The following is a 19,821-nucleotide window of genomic DNA, read 5'->3' as shown; positions in this document are numbered from 1 at the left end:
AAGTGTTAAATACGACCAAAGTTTGACATCAGGCCTCGATCACAAGGCCATATTCCATGCTGGCATCTTGAAGCCACAACCAGATATAGTCCGCGAAGCTACGTCTTATAATGAGTTCAAATGCGTTGTCACCGGTGCGGCGCAACATCATTGCGCCACTTTTGGCAAACACACTGGACACCACCTTGCCAATCGGGAAAACACTCGGGTGAACATCAATTGGCGTTGATTTTTTCAGCACATCAACCACATTGTCGCCAGAGAGTTGCAAGATAGTGTAACCACTACTCACATTCACTAAGGAATAATGCCCTGAGACAGAAGTTTGAAAATCGCTTTCCAATTGAAACGCCACCGTCGCAGGTACGACGATAAACCATTCATCAGGCGATACCCAACGTACACTGATATCGCCTTTTTCACCCGCTTTCTCCTCACTGGTCAGTGGTGTCGTTGGTAAAGCTACACCCAGTACGCTTTCGATTTCTGCCAATTGAACCTCATCAGGCTTGGCCCGTAGGATCAACAAACCTTGCAGCGACTTTTCTTTAAGATGCACTCCGCCTTGGCCTTGCCCACGACTTGCCAGCGTCTCTAAATCCGCATGGTGTAATGGACTTTCTCCAACGATATCGGCTGGGATTTGATTCATCACCATTTTGCCTTTCGTCGCCTCTACTTTTTCATTAAGCATTGCATCAGACATTTTGGCGCTCCCCCTTTGGATCTAAAAATACTGGGCTGCATATTTCCGCTTCGACAACACGACCATCAACCAAGGGGTAATAGACTTTTTGCCCCATTTTATCGTGGCCGCCTTTCACAAATCCCATAGCGACAGAGCGACCTAAATTGGCACTCCAATAACTGGATGACACATGTCCTACCATCGGCATAGGAATAGACGCTTTCGGGTCGAATACCCCCTGTGCACCTTCTGGTAGCACCACACTTGGATCAGTTGTCTTTAAACCCACTAATTGCTTGCGATCTTTTCTGACACAGTCTTCACGCTGCATGCCACGTTTGCCGATAAAGCTAAACGGTTTTTGCATGGACACCGCCCAAGGCATCCCCAAATCAAATGGGTGCACTGAGCCATCGGTATCTTGACCGGCAATAATAAAGCCTTTCTCCGCACGCAAGATGTGCATGGTTTCCGTACCGTAAGGCGTTAAGTTGAACTGTTTACCCTGTTCAAATAAAGCCTTCCAAACGTGCATACCGTAATTAGCTTGTACGTTGATCTCGAAAGACAGCTCCCCAGTGAAGGAGATACGGAACACTCGAGCCGGTACACCAGCAACGGTCATGGCTTTCCAATCCATAAAGGACATGCTTTCTTTGGACACATCCCCATCCGTCAGGGTTTCTAATAAGCGACGGCTGTTCGGACCAGAGATGGTCATGGTCGCCCAATGATCCGTTACACTGGTAAAATATACCTCCAGCTCTGGCCATTCTGTTTGATGATAAAGCTCTAGCCACGACAACACATGGGCCGCCCCACCGGTTGTGGTTGTCATTAAGAAATGATTTTCCGCTAGGCAAGAGGTTACCCCGTCGTCAAAGACCATACCGTCTTCGCCACACATCAAGCCGTAACGACATTTGCCCACCGCCAGTTTCGCCCAAGCATTGGTATACACACGGCCTAAGAACTCACGAGCGTCTTTACCTTGAATGTCAATTTTCCCCAACGTAGACGCATCCAAGATACCCACCGACTCACGAGTTGCTAAGCACTCTCGATTCAGCGCTTCTTGCATGGTTTCCCCTGCTTTTGGGTAATACCATGGGCGTTTCCACTGACCAACGTCTTCAAACTTCGCACCATGCTCCATATGCCATTGATGCATGGCGGTATAACGTTTTGGATCAAACAACTCACCACAATCACGTCCAGCAATGGCACCAAAGGTCACCGGGGTGTAATTCGGACGGAAGATTGTTGTCCCCGTTTCCGGAATGGATTGCTTCAAGTATTTCGCCGCAATCGCCATGCCGTTGATATTGCCCAGCTTACCTTGATCGGTACCAAACCCCATCGCGGTGTAGCGCTTAACGTGCTCGATGGATTCAAACCCTTCTCGACAAGCCAGCTCAATACCCGCAGCGGTCACATCATTTTGCAAATCGACAAATTGCTTAGGCGCTTTGTGAGTCGGTTTTGGATGCGGAATATGAAACAAGGCCATCGGTTCAGCCTCGGTCAAGGTTTCCGTTTCAGGAACACTCACATCGGCCATTTTCATTGCCAGTTTTTCTAATGCTGATTGCCCAACATTTATACCTTGCTCAAGCGCGGCAGCCGTTGAGTAGGCACCATTAATCGCGCCTGCTGTTAATTGCTGTTGCTGACTTGGTCCAGGCAAAAAGCCAACCACCTCATCATTCCATACAGGTCTTGAACCAGTATGGCAAGATAAATGAATAACAGGGCTCCAGCCGCCAGAGCTGGCAACGGTATCGGCTTTTACTTCAATCACCGCCCCCTCTACTTGGTCGCCCGCCTCATTAAGCTTGGCAATAGAGACGCCAGTGACACGTTTGCTGCCTTGTACATCCACCACACCAGAGCCGAGCATCACTGTCATACCACGCTCACGAGCGGCTTCGACCAAAGTGCCTTTGGGGTTCTTACGGGTATCAACAATCGCTACCACATTGTGACCTGCGTCATGCCAATCTAACGCCGCACGATAGGCATTATCATTGGTGGTCATCAGAACCAAGTCCTTACCTGGTACGACGCCGTAACGCTGAATATAGGTGGATACGGCATTGGCAACCATGCAGCCTGGTACATCATTATTGCCATAGACTAAAGGACGCTCATGTGCACCCGTCGCTAAGACAACCCACTTGGCACGTACACGATGCAAACGCTGACAAATTTGTCCATTGGGCGCTTTGTCAAAAGACTGATCTGTTAGGTGTTGATGAATGGTCAAAAAGTTGTGATCGTGATAACCATTCACCGTCGCATGGGTTAGCAGCTGCACATTATCAAAGCGGGCTAACTCTTTGACGACGTCGTCGACCCATTCTGTTGCGGGCTTATTGCCAATGCTTTCTTTACTGCTTAATAAGCTGCCGCCAAATTCGTTTTGCTCATCCGCTAAAATCACTCGTGCGCCGCCACGAGCCGCCGTCAACGCCGCCATCAGCCCGGCAGGGCCACCGCCAACCACCAACACATCGCAATGTTGGTTCATGTTGTCATATCGGTCAGGGTCGTTTTCTTTTGGCGAACGACCTAGACCCGCGGCCTTACGAATATAGGATTCGTAAGTTTCCCACATGGATTTTGGGTACATAAAGGTTTTGTAGTAAAACCCTGGCGGCATCATCTTTCCACCAAGTTTGCCCACCCAACTCATTAAATCATTCTCAACGTTGGGCCAACCATTGGTCACTTTACACACTAAACCATCATACAAGGCTTGTTGAGTCGCACGCACGTTAGGAATTTGTGTGGCTTCAGTGGCGCCCAATTGCATAATCGCGTTGGGCTCCTCTGCCCCTGCGGCCACAATGCCACGTGGTCGGCTGTATTTAAAACTACGTCCGATAATGTCCACGCCATTGGCCAGCAAAGCGGAGGCCAAAGTATCGCCTTCGTAGCCTTTGTACTGTTTGTCGTTAAAAGTAAAGGTGATCGGTTTAGATCGATCAATACGACCGCCAGTGGAAAGTCGACGCGTCTCTTTATGTGTCTGTTGAGCCATGAATAAATCCTCTACTCAGCAACAACACTTGGTTGTTCACCAAGCTTGTAGACTTCTTTGATTTCGTAGGTTTGCGTATTACGCGTCATATTAAAGAACTTACGACAGCCTGCCGCATGCACCCATAATTCATGGTGCAGCCCTCGTGGGTTACGACGAAAATACAAAAACTCTCCCCATTCTTTGTCTGAGCACGCATCCGGGTCTTTAGGCCGTTCTATATGGGCTTGACCTACAGGGTGAAATTCTTCTTCATCGCGACTTTCGCCACAATGAGGACAATAAATATGCAACATGGAACTTTCTCCTTTCCAGCCAACCTTTCTTTGCCAGAATGTCCTACTAGAATAAAAACGTAAAATCTAGCGCTAGTGAGCCACACCAGCTGCGCCGTGTTCGTCAACCAAGGACCCATCGTGAAAACGAAACATAGAAAACGGCTTCGCTAATGGGTGCATTTCGCCCTTCGCCAACGACGCAGCAAACACATTGCCTGACCCTGGCGTGGCTTTAAAACCACCCGTTCCCCAGCCACAGTTAAAAAACAGATTTTTGACGGGCGTTTCACTGATAATAGGACAAGCATCCGGCGTCGTATCAACGATACCGCCCCACTGACGGTTCATGCGCACTCGGCTGAATATTGGGAACATTTCGACAATCGCTTGGATCGTATGCTCAATGGTGCTGTAAGATCCTCGCTGGCCGTAACCGTTATAACCATCGATCCCCGCGCCAATTACCAAATCCCCTTTATCGGATTGCGATGCGTAACCATGTACTTGGTTAGACATGACCACGGTATCGAGAATTGGTTTGATCGGCTCAGACACTAAGGCTTGTAATGGATGCGACTCCAACGGCAATTCAAAGCCTGCCATCTTCGCTAACACACTAGAATTCCCTGCGACCACACACCCCACACGATCGGCTTTAATATCGCCATAGCGTTTGGTTCTCACCCCGACGACTGTATCGTCTTCAATGATCAAATCTTCCACTTCGGTTTGCTGGATCAAATCCACACCATGAGCATCGGCCCCACGGGCAAAGCCCCATGCGACAGCATCGTGACGTGCAATCCCAGCTCGTGGCTGCCAAGACGCGCCAAGCACTGGGTAGCGAGCGTTCTCAGAGCAATCTAGTGCAGGGACAATTTCTTTGACCTGTTTAGCATCCAACACCTCTCCATCGATACCGTTTAAGCGGTTGGCGTTCACACGTCGTTCAATATCACGCATATCCTGCAAAGTATGACCCAGATTCAAACAACCACGTTGAGAAAACATGACGTTGTAGTTCAAATCCTGAGACAAGCCTTCCCAGAGCTTCATCGCGTGCTCGTATAAATGTGCTGCCTCATCCCACAAGTAGTTGGAACGCACAATGGTGGTATTACGAGCCGTATTACCGCCCCCCAAGAACCCCTTCTCGATCACCGCGACGTTGGTCACACCAAACTGTTTAGCAAGGTAATAGGCCGTCGCCAAACCATGACCGCCACCGCCAACGATGATCACATCGTATTTCTTTTTCGGGGTTGGGTTGCGCCAAACTCGTTGCCAATTTTCATGATGACTGAAACTATGCTTCAGCAACGCAAAGCCTGAATAATGCTGCATTTGGTCAGTTCCCTATATAGACAAAAACCTACTGATGACAGCCACGATGATACGGGCTGTGATTTACAGAATTATGCTTGGAAACGTCCACACCATGACGATTTACGACAGAGGGGATGGCGGCTTTGGGTAAGCCCATCGCTCTAAGGGCCGAGCTGTTTTTGATCTACCTCAAAACGCCCCACCTTTTATATAAAAAATTAAATCACACCGAAAAATCTGCACACATTTATTTGCAAACAAATGCTTGCAATCTTATAGTCCTGCAAAGCGTCGCTCAATCAGGCTACAGCCATGCCGCCTATCAAACCTGAATTAACAAATGAAAAACGCACTTTCGGATTGTACCGGATACCATCGCGCTTAAAGCTCTGGCCCATCCTGTGCGGCTGAATATTTTAGGGATACTACGCATGAATGATCCGGCGGCCGCTTCTTTGCAGGCAGAACGCCTAGGGCAGAACAGTTGATTAAAAAGCTCGATGGCCTCCTGCTGGAGGCGCTAGAAAATGCGCCAAAGCCTTATGAAGATGCGGCAAAAAATTGGCTGCCATTTTCCATGATGGTGCATACCTTCCCCTATCCCGGCCATCTTCCTTATCGCAACGAGGACGAGGCGTTATGAGAAAACAAATCAGTTTCTATGCTCTGCTGATAGCCGAGGCTTTTTCAATTTCCGGTACCATGCTCTCGTCGATGGCTATTCCTTGGTTGGTGTTAACCATCACAGGCAGCCCGGTGCTAACGGGGCTAGTCGCCATGACGGAAATGATTCCTTATGTCATTGCCAAAGTGCTGGGGGGGCCTTTGATTGACCGGATCGGGGCAAAAAAAATTGCCGTTTTCTGCGACACTTTCTCTGTCATGATCATAGCATTGATCCCCCTGCTCCATTGGATGGATAAGCTCAGTATGCCAATACTGTTTCCTGTGGTGTTTCTAATGGGATTGCTTCGCGGACCAGCCGATGCAGCCAAAAGCTCGCTAGTTCCAGATATTGCCGAACTGACAAAAATGCCTCTCGAACGACTTACTGGTATGGCGGGAGCCATTCAACGACTCGCATCAACCATTGGTACCGCTGGAGCAGGAGCGTTAATTGCCTTAATGGGACCAAGTCAGGCTCTTGCTATTAATGCCATTGGCTTCACCTTTAGCGCCCTAATTATCGCCATTGGCATTCCTTTGATTTCTCCCGCCAAACACATTCAAACAGAGGGAAAAATTACTTCTTATGTTAAAGAGTTATTGGAAGGCTGGCATTTTTTGCGTAAAGATGTGGTTCTGGTCAGCATTGTCCTCATGGTGGCTGCTACCAACTTGCTGGACCAAGCCTTTTTCGTGGTGATGATGCCAGTGTGGGCTAAAACAAACGCCTACGGCACTGAAATGTTAGGAATAGTACTGGCTGCTTTTTCCGGCTCATCAGTACTGGGCTCCATTATCGCTAGCTTTATAGGGAGTCGTATGCCTAGGTTACCCGTGTACGTTATCGCTTTTTTACTCACGGGATTTCCCCGTTTTTTGGTATTTGCTCTTAGTGCCCCGCTGCCAATGGTTTTTATGACGTTATCAATCGCCGGATTGGCTGCGGGCTTTATCAACCCGATCTTATTTGCCGTGCTATTCGAGAGAACCCCGAAAGCTATGACAGGTCGGGTGATGTCTATTTTTCAGGCCGCCTGTTTTGCCCTGTTACCATTTGGTGGATTACTTGGCGGCACATTAGTCAGCTTCAGTGGGCTTTCCAACACGTTTATGGCTATCGGAGTAATCTATCTGATACTGACCCTATCACCCTTAACAATAAAAGGGTTTCGTGATTTTGGTAAACGAAAAATCAACGATTTTGAGGTGTCTTAGCCTTTGCGTTTTACCGTAGTTAAATTCATTTTAGATCTCAACAATAACCAACATACTTAGTTTAGATAAGAGAATCAGCCAATATAAGCCACGGACACTGAAAGATATGTTGCTAGCAAACTTTTGACCAGCTCTCAAACTCCCTTATTATCTAAGTGATGGCGCTTCACTTTTAAAACCGTCTTATTCAGAGGCGACTATGTAATCAGCTTTTGCATTGCTATATTGGTCGTTTTATATCCGTTTGACTTGTATAAGTTATATGCCGCTGTGTTATTTTCAAACACATGCAACCCGATCTTTTTAAAGCCGTTATCTTTTGCGTATTCTTCCGACCATTTTAATAATTTACTGGCGTATCCCTTACGCCTAAATTTTTCACCTACAAAAATATAGGCAATAAATAAGGTCTCATTTTTCTTTATCAACCATAAATAACCACACAATACATCGCCACACAGCCCTGAAAAAAAAGCATTATCAGCTTCATTTTCGAATAGAGAATCCAATTGATTCTTAGCTTTTTCATTGGCTTCAATATGGGTGAGAGCTTCATTCTTTTCGATATTTTTTGCAAAAGTGTCATACAGGGTTTCTTTTAAAATCTCAACTTCATGCCCAAGTGACTTTCTTATATTCATAATGTCCTCAACTAATTATTCCTGAAAAAAAACGAAATCAATAAACTCAAGTATGAATAATTATCACTCTAAGCTTCCCTCATCTAATCAAATTAGCTAAGTCCCTTCCCCTTTTTAAGAGGCTGTCGCAAAACTACTATGCTCATTACCTTTTGAGGCACCCTCTTTTTAAGGGACAAGAGATGGGAATTCTGTTTTTATCATACTGAGCTCCTTTTGGCTGGATAGTGAAGGGACTACACGTTAGACAAAACGCTTTGTTAGATTCGCCATTCTATGAGCAAGAAATTCTGCCGATAATAAATCTTGGGGGTGGACGGTGCCATTTGTGGATTGAGCAACGACGCCCAGTTGGCAACCAAGTCGGTTCACATCCATTGTTTCGCCATAAGAAGCATCTAAACCGACCCAAAGCATACCGTGCTGGCTAGAAAGCGTAGAAAAATATTGCAAAGTATTCGTTTGATCACCATTTAGCCCAGTTCCAGAGGTAATGCCTGCGGCCAGTTTTCCGGATAAGCTCTGATTCGTCCAAAAAACACTCGTTGCATCAGCAAAGGCTTTGAATTGAGCGGATGCATTTCCCATATAGGTTGGAGAACCAAAGATAACGGCGCGGCATAAAGACAGCTCATCTAGAACAGACGCCTTAATAAATCGGCCTTCGATAATGTCAGTCCCCTGAATGCAGTATGAGAATGTACTCAACCCTGCCAATTCAATTGCTCTTTGCGCCGCTGACATTAGCGTTGCCGTTATGTCCGTTTTAGAAAAATAGATTAACGCAACATCCGCCACATTGAATTCCCCCTAGAAATACCACTTAATCAAATCATTCATCCTGTCGACTACGATATAACGCCGCATGTTCAAGACAATACTCACCAGATAACTCTGCCATGATCTGAGCTCCTTGCAGCATTGCTGGTAGTTTGCCATAGGCCCAGACGCTTATCTCCTCACCTGACTCTTGGCAAATCACAGGAATACAGACTTTCCGATACCCATCTGGAAAGGTAATTCTTTCCAACGTATCCATTTCAGTTAAGACCTCTTCCGCCACCTCAAAAACTTGCCCTTTGATGGGGGAGCCTTCGCCAGGCTGTAAAACAAGCCAAGGTGAAAAGCGTTCACCAACTAAATAGAGCGGGTAACGTTCTTTGGTTGCAAAGTCGCCTCGGTAACGAATGCCTTTATTTGTTTTAAAGTTCGGAAACCCTTCTTTTAAGGTTCCAAATACAAAGACCTTGTACACAAAACATATTCCTTATTCACGGGGTCGTCATTATCATACCCTGTCGGTTAGTTTTTCCACCCACTTTGCTCGCCAATCTGGTGCGGGATAGTTTTCCGGCCAAAATTCGGTTTGTTTGGCAATAAGCCCAGTTTCTATGTCGACAGTATGGAAGGTAATGACTCTATCAGTTCGAGTACCATCTGAGACGGTCACGTCGGTAACAACTTGGCGCTCTTCAACGACGATGCTGTTTAGTTGAAAGGTCCATATCCCGTTAGCAGGATAGTAGCTATTGATATTGGCAAAGTTTTCTCGCCCTAAAATGACCTCATTGCTCTGCGGCCATTCACAACGAAAATTTTCCGCTAAATATTGGCTAGCGGCAAAGAAATCGTTGCTTCTCATGGCCTGCCAATAGGCTAGAACAATTTGTTTTGCTTCCATAGTAACCTTTACCTCAAGCTTTTTTTTCATTTACGCCCCCAGTCGTTAAGGCGCTTTATTTGCTGTCATGACTCGGTTCAATAGGAATCAATTTGGTACGGACAACACCAAATACAGCAAGACAAGCCCCCAGCAATGCAATCACTGACAAAATTAATCGGTAATGCACATCATCAATAAAAAAATTCAAGAGACTTGGGATGAGTATTAATGCATAACCCGCAAATTTGAATTTCATTGTTGCGGGGTCAATTGTCAACCATTGATCGCAATGTGGACATTGCACTTCAATTCTTTTTCCACCTTTTTGAATATTTTTAAAGGCTTTGTTTTTGCTAGCAGTATTGCAAGATGGGCATTTCATTTGGGCTTCCTTAGTGTCTTAGTAATGGACAAAACAAATCGCCCCATTCGTTTATCGACCATAAATAATATTACGATTGACTCTATATACTTCCTCAAAATTGACTAAAAATGCATATAAAACCCATTACTAAACTTACAAAACCGCTTTTTACTTTCATAAAAAGCCCCAGATCTTCCGCCGAGCCAGAAGATTGGTAGACTTCGCTGCACAATAAAACAAACAGAAAAATAAAGAGAGTCCTCCATGATCTTAACCGATGCTACGACGGCACAATCAAGTATTCGTGCGCAAAAAATCGTGTTTGCCCTAGTCGGCGCCGTTATCCTTATCACCACTTACTTAGGTAAAATGCCTTCCGGTATCATTGGTGCGATGGGCATTATGGCTGTAGTCGGCTTTATTCTAAACTATATTGGGGACAGGACCCCCATTATCAACCAATATTTCGGTGGCGGAGCTATCGTTGTCATTTTTGGTTCTTCTTACCTTTTCCACAACAGTGGCCTATTCCCACAAAACTCTATCGATACCATGACGACTTTTATGAAGAGCGGTGGTTTCTTAGGATTTTACGTGGCAAGTTTGGTCACTGGCTCCATTTTCGGCATGAAAACAGAGACCTTGAAAAAAGCTGCTCTGCGTTACATTCCGGTTATTTTGGCCTCAGCAGCGGTCGCTTGTTTACTAGCAGGCACATTATCTATGCTGGTTGGTAAAGGTTTCTACCATGGATTCATGTACATTGGTCTGCCTATTATGGGCGGCGGTATGGGCGCGGGTGCCGTACCACTGGTTCAGATTCTTCACTCAACAACGGGGGTCGACTCTACAACACTGATGTCTACTATGGTGCCTGCTCTACTGATCGGTAATGCTATTGCCATTATTATGGGTGGTTTGCTAAATAAACTGGGAGCTATCATCCCTAGCTGGACTGGTAATGGCGAGTTAATTCGTGGCGAAATCAATCTAGAACCTGAAGCATCAGAAAAAGAAGCGCCTACTACCATCCAAACGCTAGCAACAGGCGCTCTATTAGCGATTAGTATGTTTTTCTTAGGCTCTTTACTGCACAGTTTCATTGATATGCCTTTGTATGCATTGATGATCATTTCTGTTGCCATTATTAAAGTATTGAACCTAATGCCTGTCGAACTGGAACAAGCGGCACAATCTTGGTTTAAATTTGTTGTTGGCAATTTAACCCCTGCACTCCTAGTGGGAATCGGTGTGGTTTATACCAATATTAATCTGATCCTTGATGCCTTAACACCCATGTACTTCATTCTTGTATTAGCCACTGTGGTTGGTGCGATGATTGGTGCTGGTCTAATGGGTCGTTTGATGGGCTTTTACCCTATCGAGTCTGCCATTACTGGTGGTCTTTGTATGGCAAACATGGGTGGAACAGGCGATGTTGCGGTATTGGCTGCGTGTAAACGTATGAACCTAATGCCTTTCGCTCAGATCTCATCACGAATTGGTGGTGCATTTATGCTGATTCTGGCTTCGATCGTGATCCAGATGTTCTCTTAAGTCTTATTAAATAAGCCATCTCTAGAGAGAAGCCCATAACGGCTTCTCTCTTTTACTTCACTTCTCCCTTCCCTCCTTACCCATTATTTGTACATGTTGTATACTAGCGTTTCTTCTTTTATTTACCCTGATTCGCGAATGACCTTAAAGTCCTATCTTGCCCTAATCACATTATCGACCATTACCATTATTGTGGTTGCTGTGGGGGTGGTATTTGGTTACTCCTTAAAACAAACTTATCTAGAAGGTATTAGTCAGCGTGGCATAGAGCTGGCTAGAGTCGTAGCCCACGATGAAAAGGTCATTAAAGCCGTTCAGCAAAGCAATTCAGGTATACCGACCTCACTTGAACACTATATTGAGACCTTACGTTCCAGTACAGACGCCTCTTTTATTGTTGTAGTAAATAAACACGCCATTCGTTTGAGCCACCCTATTCCCACACGCATTGGTAAAAAATTCGTAGGTAATGATGTTTACGAAGCACTGGATAAAGGGCGTGATTATACGGATGTCTCCCGAGGCTCTTTAGGCATGGCCATTCGAAATTTCACCCCTATTCGCGTGGATGGCAAGATCATTGGGGCTGTGAGCATTGGTTATTTGTCGAAGCCAACAGGGGATCTAATCTATCGACACTTGCAAGAAGCGGCCCTTCTCGTTGGTTTTGTCTATTTACTAGGCATCGTTATTGCCGGTTTTTTTATCCTCAAACTAAAACGGACTTTTTTAAGCCTTGAGCCAGAGGAAATTGTCCAGAAGTTTAAAGAACAAGAGTTACTGCTCGATAGTATTCGCGATGGCATTATCGCCATCGACACTCACCAAAAGATCACCACAATCAATAATACCGCCGTTGAATGGCTCGACAGAAATATCCCCAGTCGCTATCAGGTCATCGGGGATCAACTTAGCAATCACTCTCAGGCCTTGTCACATTTTGCACTGGAAGCCAATGGCCAGTTATCAAAACGTGACTTCCATATTGGCAAAGTGGCGTTTTACGCTAACCTTTATCCTATGCATCACAAAAAAGGCCAATATGGCTACGTGATTGTGTTTTTCCCTAACTATGAAGAAAAATCCCTTGAGCAAGAGCTGATTACCACAAAAAACTACGCAGATTTATTGCGTGCTAAAACCCATGAGTATTCTAATCGGTTAAATGTTTTGTCAGGCATGTTGCAAAGCGAGCGCTATCACGATGCCGTCGAATATTTGCAACAAGAAAGCGACGGGTATCAGAAGATTCTCAGACAAGTGATTCACTCCATTGAAAACAGTGCCGTAGCTGGATTAATCCTTGCCAAGCAGAACAAAGCGCTTGATTCTAAAGTAGAGTTTCATATCGATGCTGACAGTTACTTAGGAGGCTACCCTGCCCAGGTCTCGGAGAATTTAGTAACATTACTTGGTAATTTAATTGATAATGCTCTACTGGCTGCCTGGTCCAATCGCGATCAGACCCCTCCAGAAATTAGTCTCTATATCAGTGACCGCAGTGCACATATTATGATTGAATTAGAAGACAGCGGTGCGGGCATTCCAGACGATTTAGAAAATCGTATTTTGGATTTTGGCATCAGCAGTAAACACAGCTCAGAACAACATGGTATTGGCTTATACCTAGTGAAAAAAATTGTCGATCAATATCAAGGCAGCTTGGATTGGGAACGTAGTGAAGCCCACACGACCGTCTTTAGCGTGTATTTAGATAAACAGGCACTAACGAGATGAATATGATTCCTGTCATGGTCGTCGAAGACGATATCCGAGCCAGCTATGTGCTCGAAAATACCATAAACCAGCATAACGAGTTTCAAGTCGTTGCGGTATGCGAAAGTGTAGCGGAAGCCCTTTTAAAAGCAGACGCCTTTTCCCCAGAATTGATTATGGTGGACATTACGCTACCCGATGGAGATGGCATTGACTTAATTCGTCAATTAAAAAGTCATAACTTTGACGGCACCTTCATCATGACAACCGCAGAGCGTGAAACCTCGACCATAGAGAAAGCCATCCAATTAGGCGTCATGGATTATCTGGTAAAGCCCCTACGCATGTCTCGGGTATTACAAGCCTTAACAGACTACCTTGATTTAAGAAAGCAATTAGCCAGATCCGGAAAAATTGATCAAGAAGGTATCGATGCCCTGTTTCGTAAGCCCGTATCACTCGCGAATCGACGAAAAACCCCAAAAGGTATTGATGAAAAAACACTCGAAGTATTAAACGAGCATTTAGAGACATTAGGAGAAAACGACTTTACCGCAGAAGAAGTAGGCAATGCGATCAATTTGAGCCGTATTACTACACGACGCTACCTTGAATATTTAGAAGAATGCGGACAAGTGACTATGACACTCGACTATAAAACGGGTGGTCGCCCTAAACAGCGCTATACAAAAACCTCTACATCTTGATAAACCCCATCAAATTAATGGGTACCGGGTCGTTAGCGTAACGAGGCATCTAGTTCATCGATTGCTGCGACCCATTGCTCGAAAAGCATAGAATACTTCGTTCAGACCGTAACATTTCATCTTGGAGAACAGCGCAATGGGACGAATGAAGCGTTGGTTTACTCACCTACTTGGCGTCAAAAGGCCGATTACTAATATTATTTTAGTTGGCATCGACTATCCAAGCTACGCCCTAGCGCAGGCCTTGCAAAATACCCATACTCACTTAAAAATCGTTGCCTTAATTGATGAGGAGCCATGGGTTAATAAAACTCAAATGCATGGTATTACCATTTATTACCCAAGCGATTTATGCGCTCTGATTAAAAAACATAGCGTAAAATGGGTTATTCAAATTGACGGTCAGAAGCCCAAACTCGCACCTGAGGTCATTCACGAAATTCAAACGAGTAAAGCGACTCTATTACACTTTCCTTCTGATATACCCCTCGAAGAGCAAATCGATCAACTAAAAACCATCCCTAATTAAATACAATAAGACAATCGTATTTAATATCGAATCAAACTCAGGTGATGAAGGCACCTCATGGCTCATCACCCTATTTGGAAAATTAACAGTAGCACACTGTCGTCCTCCAAATAGGATGATGAGTCGAATACGAAGTAATTAAGTGAAATAGCCTATTGATAGGCGACGGAAGTAGCAGAGTGAGATGCCATAGCAACCGCTTGGCTAGGCGAATTGATCGCATTCAGTAAAGCCTGTTTAGAAGACATTGCCACGACACCTAAGTGATCTTTAGAGGCCGCTTTAGGAAGGTCAATATCACCTCGTTGAGCTAGAATAGTTTGCAAAGCACCTACATTCACTTTGTCTTGCCCTTCTTTTATTTTGTTGAGTTCATCAGGTGTTAGCGAAGCAACTTTACCCCCCGGTAAGTAGATAGCCCCCGTCGCAAAGTCAACACCAAAAGCAACCACACCAGGTACAAAGAAAAACAGTAACCCAAGCGCATCCAATACTGCCACGCCCACATCAATCCTTCCAGACTCTTGACCGCGACGATCAGGGTATAAAATCGTTCCACATGCCGTTAGCTGAGTCACCAGTAGTGCCGCCACGACACCACGCGTCATCGTTCGAGTAATCGTTTTATTATTTGAGCTTACCATTACTTATCCTCGTATTACTGTTAGTAGAAATACTCTATCCCTGAATGCATGAACAGGCAAACCATGCCGTTTTAGTTTCACAAAGCTTTCGATCTAGAATAGCTTCATGACAAACATAGTGAAAGACGAAAAATAAAAAGCCCTTTCTTTAGCCAACAAAGAACTAAATACCCCCAACCAATAAAAAGATCAATAAAAAAATCTAATGGATAAATCTCTTTTTTCCGCTATGATGCAATTCAAAGCTATAAAAACTGACAAAAAAATAACAATAAATTTACAAAAATTACAACAACAAGGGATATGAAAATGAAACAAGCAAATTCTGCTCAGCATTTATTCTCTTTTTTAATGAAAGATAAAATTGTTGCCTCCCCCGGTTTTAATCGTTGGCTTGTCCCTCCCGCCTCTATTGCCATTCATTTATGCATTGGTTCTGTTTACGCTTGGAGCATTTTCAACCCAGCGCTAACCAAAGAGTTTGGCGTTGTGACCAGTGCTGCAGAAGACTGGAGTTTAAGCAGTGTCGTTTGGATTTTTTCAGTAGCTATTGTGTTTTTGGGGCTTGCTGCCGCCATCGCAGGAAAGTGGCTTGAAGAGGTTGGGCCTCGTTGTGTTGGCGTCACTGCTGCCTTTCTTTGGGGCGGTGGCTTTATTATTGGCAGTATCGGCATTTCCACCCATCAATTATGGCTTCTCTATTTGGGGTATGGCGTATTAGGCGGCTGCGGCTTAGGACTTGGCTACGTATCTCCTGTATCAACCCTGTTACGCTGGTTCCCTGATAAAAGAGGTATGGCAACTGGTATGGCAATCATGGGGTTTGGTGGTGGTGCTATCATTGGCGCGCCACTAATCACTTATTTATTGGCAAAGTTTGCCACTGCACCGACCTATCTTGGTACTGAATCGGCCGTTTATTTAATCACAGAAGGCGGTAAGCGTTTTGCTGAATTGGCAAGTGGTAAGGTAGAAGTAGTGGTCGCAACGGCTGCGGAAGCCGCTAAACTTCCTATGCCTGGCGATGCCGGTGTGTATGTGGTTGGCACAGGAAATACTGGCGCCTCTAGTGTGTTTCTTACCCTTGGCATTGTTTATTTTATTATAATGATACTGGCTTCTTTCGCGTATCGTATTCCTGCGAAAAACTGGAAACCGGAAGGATGGGTTCCACCCGTTAAAGACAATGCCATTAGCAACATGATCACGACCAATAGCGTCCATATTGATCAGTCGTTAAAAACACCTCAATTCTGGCTTTTATGGATTGTATTATGTTTTAACGTTACCGCAGGAATTGGTGTCATTGGTATCGCAAAAACCATGATGACAGAAATTTTTGGGACAACCTTACCCACGATTGCTACCGCCAGCTTTGCTGGCACTTATGTTCTAATGATTTCAGTGTTTAATATGTGCGGCCGCTTTTTCTGGGCATCGACCTCCGACTTTATTGGCCGCAAAAACACGTTTCATTGCTTTTTTGTCATCGGTACACTTTTGTACCTTTCCATTCCTTATGCCGCCTCTGCCGTCAGCGCCGATCCATCCGTCACTTGGCTCATTTTATTTTATGCGGCGACCATGATTATTTTTACAATGTATGGTGGTGGCTTTGCGACTATCCCTGCGTATTTGGCCGATATTTTTGGCACTCTTCACGTTGGCGGTATACATGGGCGTTTATTAACCGCTTGGTCAACTGCGGGCGTTCTTGGGCCGTTTGTTATTACGTATTTAAGAAACTTATCCGTCGAAAATGCCATCAAAAATTTAGCCAGCAAGATCGACCCCGCCGCGTTTCAAACCAAGTTTAACGCGCCTATCAGTCAATTAAATGAGTTAGTGACGGCCAAAACGGTCACGGTTGCCAAGTTAATGGAAATAGCCCCGATTGGTACTATTGACCCAACCTCTAGCCTGTACAACACAACCATGTATGTCATGGCTGGCTTACTAGTCATTGCATTTTTCGCCAATCTAATGGTAAGGCCGGTCCAAGCGAAACATCACGTAAGTCATACTCACCCAGACCTAAAAGCATAACGCAAACCCGGCACTGCCTAGCGCATTCCAGTCAGTGCCGTTATTTACACAGCAAAATAACAAGTTGAGACTTTTGCACGACTACTGCGCTTGCCAATACTTTGTTAAAAACAGGCTCAAAATGCTCATTTATAGCTATAAACTCCGCTTTCTCGTCTGTTTTTGCCGCGTTTTGGCGTCGCTCGTGACATCGTGCAAAGGTCTCAAGTTAAAACACTCTACACAATCAGCGGATAAAGCCGCTATAGACCCTCTGAGTTTGGCCGATATATTGGCTAAGCATATAGAGCCACAGGAAAAAAGAAAGTGAGCAAAACTACTCTGTTTTGAGGTTATTCATAGCCGTGCTTAGCGTGTAAAATAGGTTTGCTCAAAGTGCTCAGGATCGGATTTAAAGCAATCAATACAAGTCTGACAGACACAGCGTCGGTCAATATGATGTGTTGCTAAAAGAGCCAGCAAGGAATCGGGAACAATATCATGAAAACACCAACAATTATCCTGCGCGTTGCAGGCATTCGCCCTAGCACATATTGGGCATATTGCCTCACTCTTTTCTTGAACCATCACATCACCGTTAGAGAAAAATAAGCAAAAAAAATCCCTGCCTAGGCAGGGATTTTACTATAAAGATTTATAGTGAAATTATCGACTTACCAGCCAGTAATTTCTTTAAGTGCAGCACCGATGTCTGCTAGAGAGCGAACAGTCTTAACGCCTGCATCTTGTAGAGCTGCGAATTTCTCATCAGCTGTACCTTTACCGCCAGAAATGATCGCACCAGCGTGACCCATACGCTTACCAGCAGGTGCTGTTACACCAGCAATGTAAGACACAACAGGTTTTGTTACGTTTGCTTTGATGTAAGCTGCCGCTTCTTCTTCTGCTGTACCACCGATCTCACCGATCATAACGATCGCTTCAGTTTGAGGATCGTTTTGGAACATTTCTAGAATGTCGATGAAGTTAGAACCAGGGATTGGATCGCCACCGATACCAACACAAGTAGATTGACCGAAGCCAGCATCTGTTGTTTGCTTAACCGCTTCATAAGTCAATGTACCAGAACGAGACACGATACCAACTTTACCTGGCAAGTGGATGTGGCCAGGCATGATACCGATCTTACATTCACCTGGTGTGATAACACCTGGGCAGTTAGGGCCGATTAGGCGAACACCAAGCTCGTCACACTTCACTTTGCAGTCAAGCATATCAAGCGTTGGTACACCTTCAGTGATACAAACGATCAACTTGATACCAGCATTTGCTGCTTCAAGGATAGAGTCTTTACAGAAAGGCGCTGGAACATAGATAACAGATGCTTCTGCGCCTGTTTCTTCTACCGCTTCTTTTACTGTGTTGAATACAGGTAGACCTAGGTGAGTTTGACCACCTTTACCTGGAGTAACACCACCAACCATTTTCGTTCCGTAAGCAATCGCTTGCTCAGAGTGGAATGTACCTTGGCCGCCAGTGAAACCCTGACAGATTACTTTAGTATCTTTGTTAATTAGAACAGACATTATTATTTGCCCTCCGCAGCTTTAACAACTTGTTCAGCTGCGTCTTTAAGACTTTTCGCAGCAATGATGTCTAGACCAGAGTTCGCTAGAACTTCACGGCCTTTTTCTGCGTTAGTACCTTCAAGACGTACAACAACAGGCACGTTAACACCTACTTGTTCTACTGCACCGATGATACCTTCAGCAATCATGTCACAACGTACGATACCACCGAAGATGTTAACCAATACCGCTTTAACATTGCTGTCAGAAAGGATGATTTTGAATGCTTCAGCAACACGCTCTTTCGTTGCACCGCCACCTACGTCTAGGAAGTTAGCAGGTTTACCGCCGTGTAAGTTAACAATGTCCATAGTACCCATTGCTAGACCAGCACCGTTTACCATGCAACCTACGTTTCCGTCTAATGCAACGTAGTTAAGTTCCCACTGTGCCGCATGCGCTTCACGCTCATCTTCTTGAGATGGATCGTGGAACTCTTGCATTTTTTTCTGACGGTATACCGCGTTGCTGTCGATGTTGATTTTACCATCTAGACAGTGAAGGTTACCTTCGTCAGTAATAACAAGAGGGTTGATTTCTAGCAGTGCGAAATCATAGTCATGGAACATTTGTGACAAACCAAGGAAGATCTTAGTGAACTGCTTGATTTGAGCGGCATTTAGACCCATTTTGAACGCGATTTCGCGTGCTTGGTAAGGCTGTGCACCCACTAGAGGATCGATGATCGCTTTGTGGATTAGCTCTGGGGTTTCTTCCGCCACTTTCTCGATTTCAACGCCACCTTCGGTAGACGCCATGAAAACCACTCTACGAGTTGAACGGTCAACAACAGCCCCTAGGTACAATTCGTTTGCGATGTCAGTGCAAGATTCAACTAGGATCTTAGCAACAGGCTGACCTTTTTCGTCAGTTTGGTAAGTAACAAGATTTTTACCTAACCAGTTTGCTGCAAATGCTTTTACTTCATCATAAGAATCAACAAGTTTTACGCCACCAGCTTTACCACGGCCACCTGCGTGAACTTGAGCTTTTACAACCCACTTGTCACCACCAATTTTTTTCGCTGCTTCCACGGCCTCTTCAGGCGTGTCTACTGCGTACCCTGTAGATACTGGCAGGCCATATTCAGCAAAAAGCTGTTTAGCCTGATATTCATGTAGGTTCATTTGATTCTTCCGCTCATATAAATGATTGAGATAAGCTCCGCCC

20 protein-coding genes are annotated in these 19,821 nt (G+C 45.0%); 7 read left to right on the top strand and 13 right to left on the bottom strand.

Annotated elements, in window-relative coordinates:
• Nucleotides 1-28 precede the first annotated feature (28 nt).
• The 4 genes from JHD45_RS08300 to JHD45_RS08285 form a co-directional block, all read right to left on the bottom strand.
• The gene (locus tag JHD45_RS08300; protein WP_199476049.1) at nucleotides 29-706 is read right to left on the bottom strand and encodes a sarcosine oxidase subunit gamma; all 678 of its coding nucleotides are present in this window, start codon (nucleotides 704-706) and stop codon (nucleotides 29-31) included.
• Nucleotides 699-3,731, bottom strand: a complete 3,033-nt coding sequence (locus tag JHD45_RS08295) for a sarcosine oxidase subunit alpha (protein WP_199476048.1) — start codon at nucleotides 3,729-3,731, stop codon at nucleotides 699-701. The genes JHD45_RS08300 and JHD45_RS08295 overlap by 8 nt, the downstream gene beginning before the upstream one ends.
• Nucleotides 3,732-3,742: 11 nt before the next feature.
• Nucleotides 3,743-4,027: a sarcosine oxidase subunit delta gene (locus JHD45_RS08290; protein WP_199476047.1), complete on the bottom strand. Its 285-nt coding sequence runs from the start codon at nucleotides 4,025-4,027 to the stop codon at nucleotides 3,743-3,745.
• 72 nt (nucleotides 4,028-4,099) lie between these two features.
• Nucleotides 4,100-5,353, bottom strand: a complete 1,254-nt coding sequence (locus JHD45_RS08285; RefSeq protein WP_199476046.1) for a sarcosine oxidase subunit beta family protein — start codon at nucleotides 5,351-5,353, stop codon at nucleotides 4,100-4,102.
• Nucleotides 5,354-5,819: 466 nt separating this feature from the next.
• Here JHD45_RS08285 and JHD45_RS08280 point away from each other — a divergent pair, with 466 nt between their 5' ends.
• Together JHD45_RS08280 and JHD45_RS08275 are read left to right on the top strand one after the other, a co-directional pair.
• Nucleotides 5,820-5,978, top strand: a complete 159-nt coding sequence (locus JHD45_RS08280) for a hypothetical protein (RefSeq protein ID WP_199476045.1) — start codon at nucleotides 5,820-5,822, stop codon at nucleotides 5,976-5,978.
• Entirely contained in the window at nucleotides 5,975-7,216 is a 1,242-nt protein-coding gene (locus JHD45_RS08275; RefSeq protein WP_199476044.1) for an MFS transporter, read from the top strand. The genes JHD45_RS08280 and JHD45_RS08275 overlap by 4 nt, the downstream gene beginning before the upstream one ends.
• Before the next feature lie 197 nt (nucleotides 7,217-7,413).
• On the opposite strand, the gene JHD45_RS08270 is transcribed toward JHD45_RS08275, so the two are convergent.
• The 5 genes from JHD45_RS08270 to JHD45_RS08250 form a co-directional block, all read right to left on the bottom strand.
• Nucleotides 7,414-7,857, bottom strand: coding sequence for a GNAT family N-acetyltransferase (locus JHD45_RS08270; RefSeq protein WP_199476043.1), 444 nt, complete (start codon nucleotides 7,855-7,857; stop codon nucleotides 7,414-7,416).
• A 243-nt stretch (nucleotides 7,858-8,100) separates the two neighbouring features.
• Complete coding sequence (locus JHD45_RS22230) at nucleotides 8,101-8,655, bottom strand: flavodoxin family protein (RefSeq protein ID WP_199476042.1); 555 nt, start codon at nucleotides 8,653-8,655, stop codon at nucleotides 8,101-8,103.
• Between the two features lie 34 nt (nucleotides 8,656-8,689).
• Nucleotides 8,690-9,112, bottom strand: coding sequence for a gamma-glutamylcyclotransferase family protein (locus JHD45_RS08260; protein ID WP_067016306.1), 423 nt, complete (start codon nucleotides 9,110-9,112; stop codon nucleotides 8,690-8,692).
• 33 nt (nucleotides 9,113-9,145) lie between these two features.
• Nucleotides 9,146-9,568 (bottom strand): nuclear transport factor 2 family protein, encoded by a 423-nt coding sequence (locus JHD45_RS08255; RefSeq protein ID WP_233407708.1) that lies wholly within the window; start codon nucleotides 9,566-9,568, stop codon nucleotides 9,146-9,148.
• A gap of 25 nt (nucleotides 9,569-9,593) precedes the next feature.
• Nucleotides 9,594-9,902, bottom strand: a complete 309-nt coding sequence (locus JHD45_RS08250) for a hypothetical protein (protein WP_199476041.1) — start codon at nucleotides 9,900-9,902, stop codon at nucleotides 9,594-9,596.
• A 246-nt stretch (nucleotides 9,903-10,148) separates the two neighbouring features.
• Here JHD45_RS08250 and JHD45_RS08245 point away from each other — a divergent pair, with 246 nt between their 5' ends.
• The 4 genes from JHD45_RS08245 (at nucleotide 10,149) to JHD45_RS08230 (ending at nucleotide 14,393) form a co-directional block, all read left to right on the top strand.
• Nucleotides 10,149-11,441: a 2-hydroxycarboxylate transporter family protein gene (locus JHD45_RS08245; RefSeq protein WP_199476040.1), complete on the top strand. Its 1,293-nt coding sequence runs from the start codon at nucleotides 10,149-10,151 to the stop codon at nucleotides 11,439-11,441.
• Between the two features lie 138 nt (nucleotides 11,442-11,579).
• Nucleotides 11,580-13,178, top strand: coding sequence for an ATP-binding protein (locus JHD45_RS08240; protein ID WP_233407707.1), 1,599 nt, complete (start codon nucleotides 11,580-11,582; stop codon nucleotides 13,176-13,178).
• Nucleotides 13,175-13,864: a response regulator gene (locus JHD45_RS08235; RefSeq protein ID WP_199476038.1), complete on the top strand. Its 690-nt coding sequence runs from the start codon at nucleotides 13,175-13,177 to the stop codon at nucleotides 13,862-13,864. Before JHD45_RS08240 ends, JHD45_RS08235 begins: the two co-directional genes overlap by 4 nt.
• A 136-nt stretch (nucleotides 13,865-14,000) precedes the next feature.
• A complete protein-coding gene (locus JHD45_RS08230; RefSeq protein ID WP_199476037.1) occupies nucleotides 14,001-14,393 on the top strand; it encodes a nucleoside-diphosphate sugar epimerase/dehydratase in 393 nt (130 codons plus the stop codon).
• A gap of 152 nt (nucleotides 14,394-14,545) precedes the next feature.
• On the opposite strand, the gene JHD45_RS08225 is transcribed toward JHD45_RS08230, so the two are convergent.
• Entirely contained in the window at nucleotides 14,546-15,037 is a 492-nt protein-coding gene (locus JHD45_RS08225; RefSeq protein ID WP_199476036.1) for a hypothetical protein, read from the bottom strand.
• 309 nt (nucleotides 15,038-15,346) lie between these two features.
• Between JHD45_RS08225 and JHD45_RS08220 the strand changes: the two genes are divergently transcribed.
• Complete coding sequence (locus tag JHD45_RS08220) at nucleotides 15,347-17,083, top strand: OFA family MFS transporter (RefSeq protein WP_199476035.1); 1,737 nt, start codon at nucleotides 15,347-15,349, stop codon at nucleotides 17,081-17,083.
• Nucleotides 17,084-17,431: 348 nt separating this feature from the next.
• Here JHD45_RS08220 and JHD45_RS22580 read toward each other — a convergent pair whose 3' ends face one another.
• From JHD45_RS22580 to sucC, 3 genes are all read right to left on the bottom strand, one after another.
• Nucleotides 17,432-17,650, bottom strand: coding sequence for a cysteine-rich CWC family protein (locus tag JHD45_RS22580; protein ID WP_199476034.1), 219 nt, complete (start codon nucleotides 17,648-17,650; stop codon nucleotides 17,432-17,434).
• Nucleotides 17,651-17,736: 86 nt separating this feature from the next.
• Entirely contained in the window at nucleotides 17,737-18,609 is an 873-nt protein-coding gene (gene sucD, locus JHD45_RS08210; RefSeq protein WP_199476033.1) for a succinate--CoA ligase subunit alpha, read from the bottom strand.
• A 2-nt stretch (nucleotides 18,610-18,611) separates the two neighbouring features.
• Complete coding sequence (gene sucC / locus JHD45_RS08205) at nucleotides 18,612-19,778, bottom strand: ADP-forming succinate--CoA ligase subunit beta (protein ID WP_199476032.1); 1,167 nt, start codon at nucleotides 19,776-19,778, stop codon at nucleotides 18,612-18,614.
• Between the last annotated feature and the right edge of the window lie 43 nt (nucleotides 19,779-19,821).

It is taken from the genome of Marinomonas spartinae, from assembly GCF_016461715.1.
GTDB lineage: Bacteria > Pseudomonadota > Gammaproteobacteria > Pseudomonadales > Marinomonadaceae > Marinomonas > Marinomonas spartinae_A.
The sequence above is the reverse complement of the archived record's forward strand: the minus strand, read 5'-3'. Positions and strand labels throughout refer to the sequence as shown.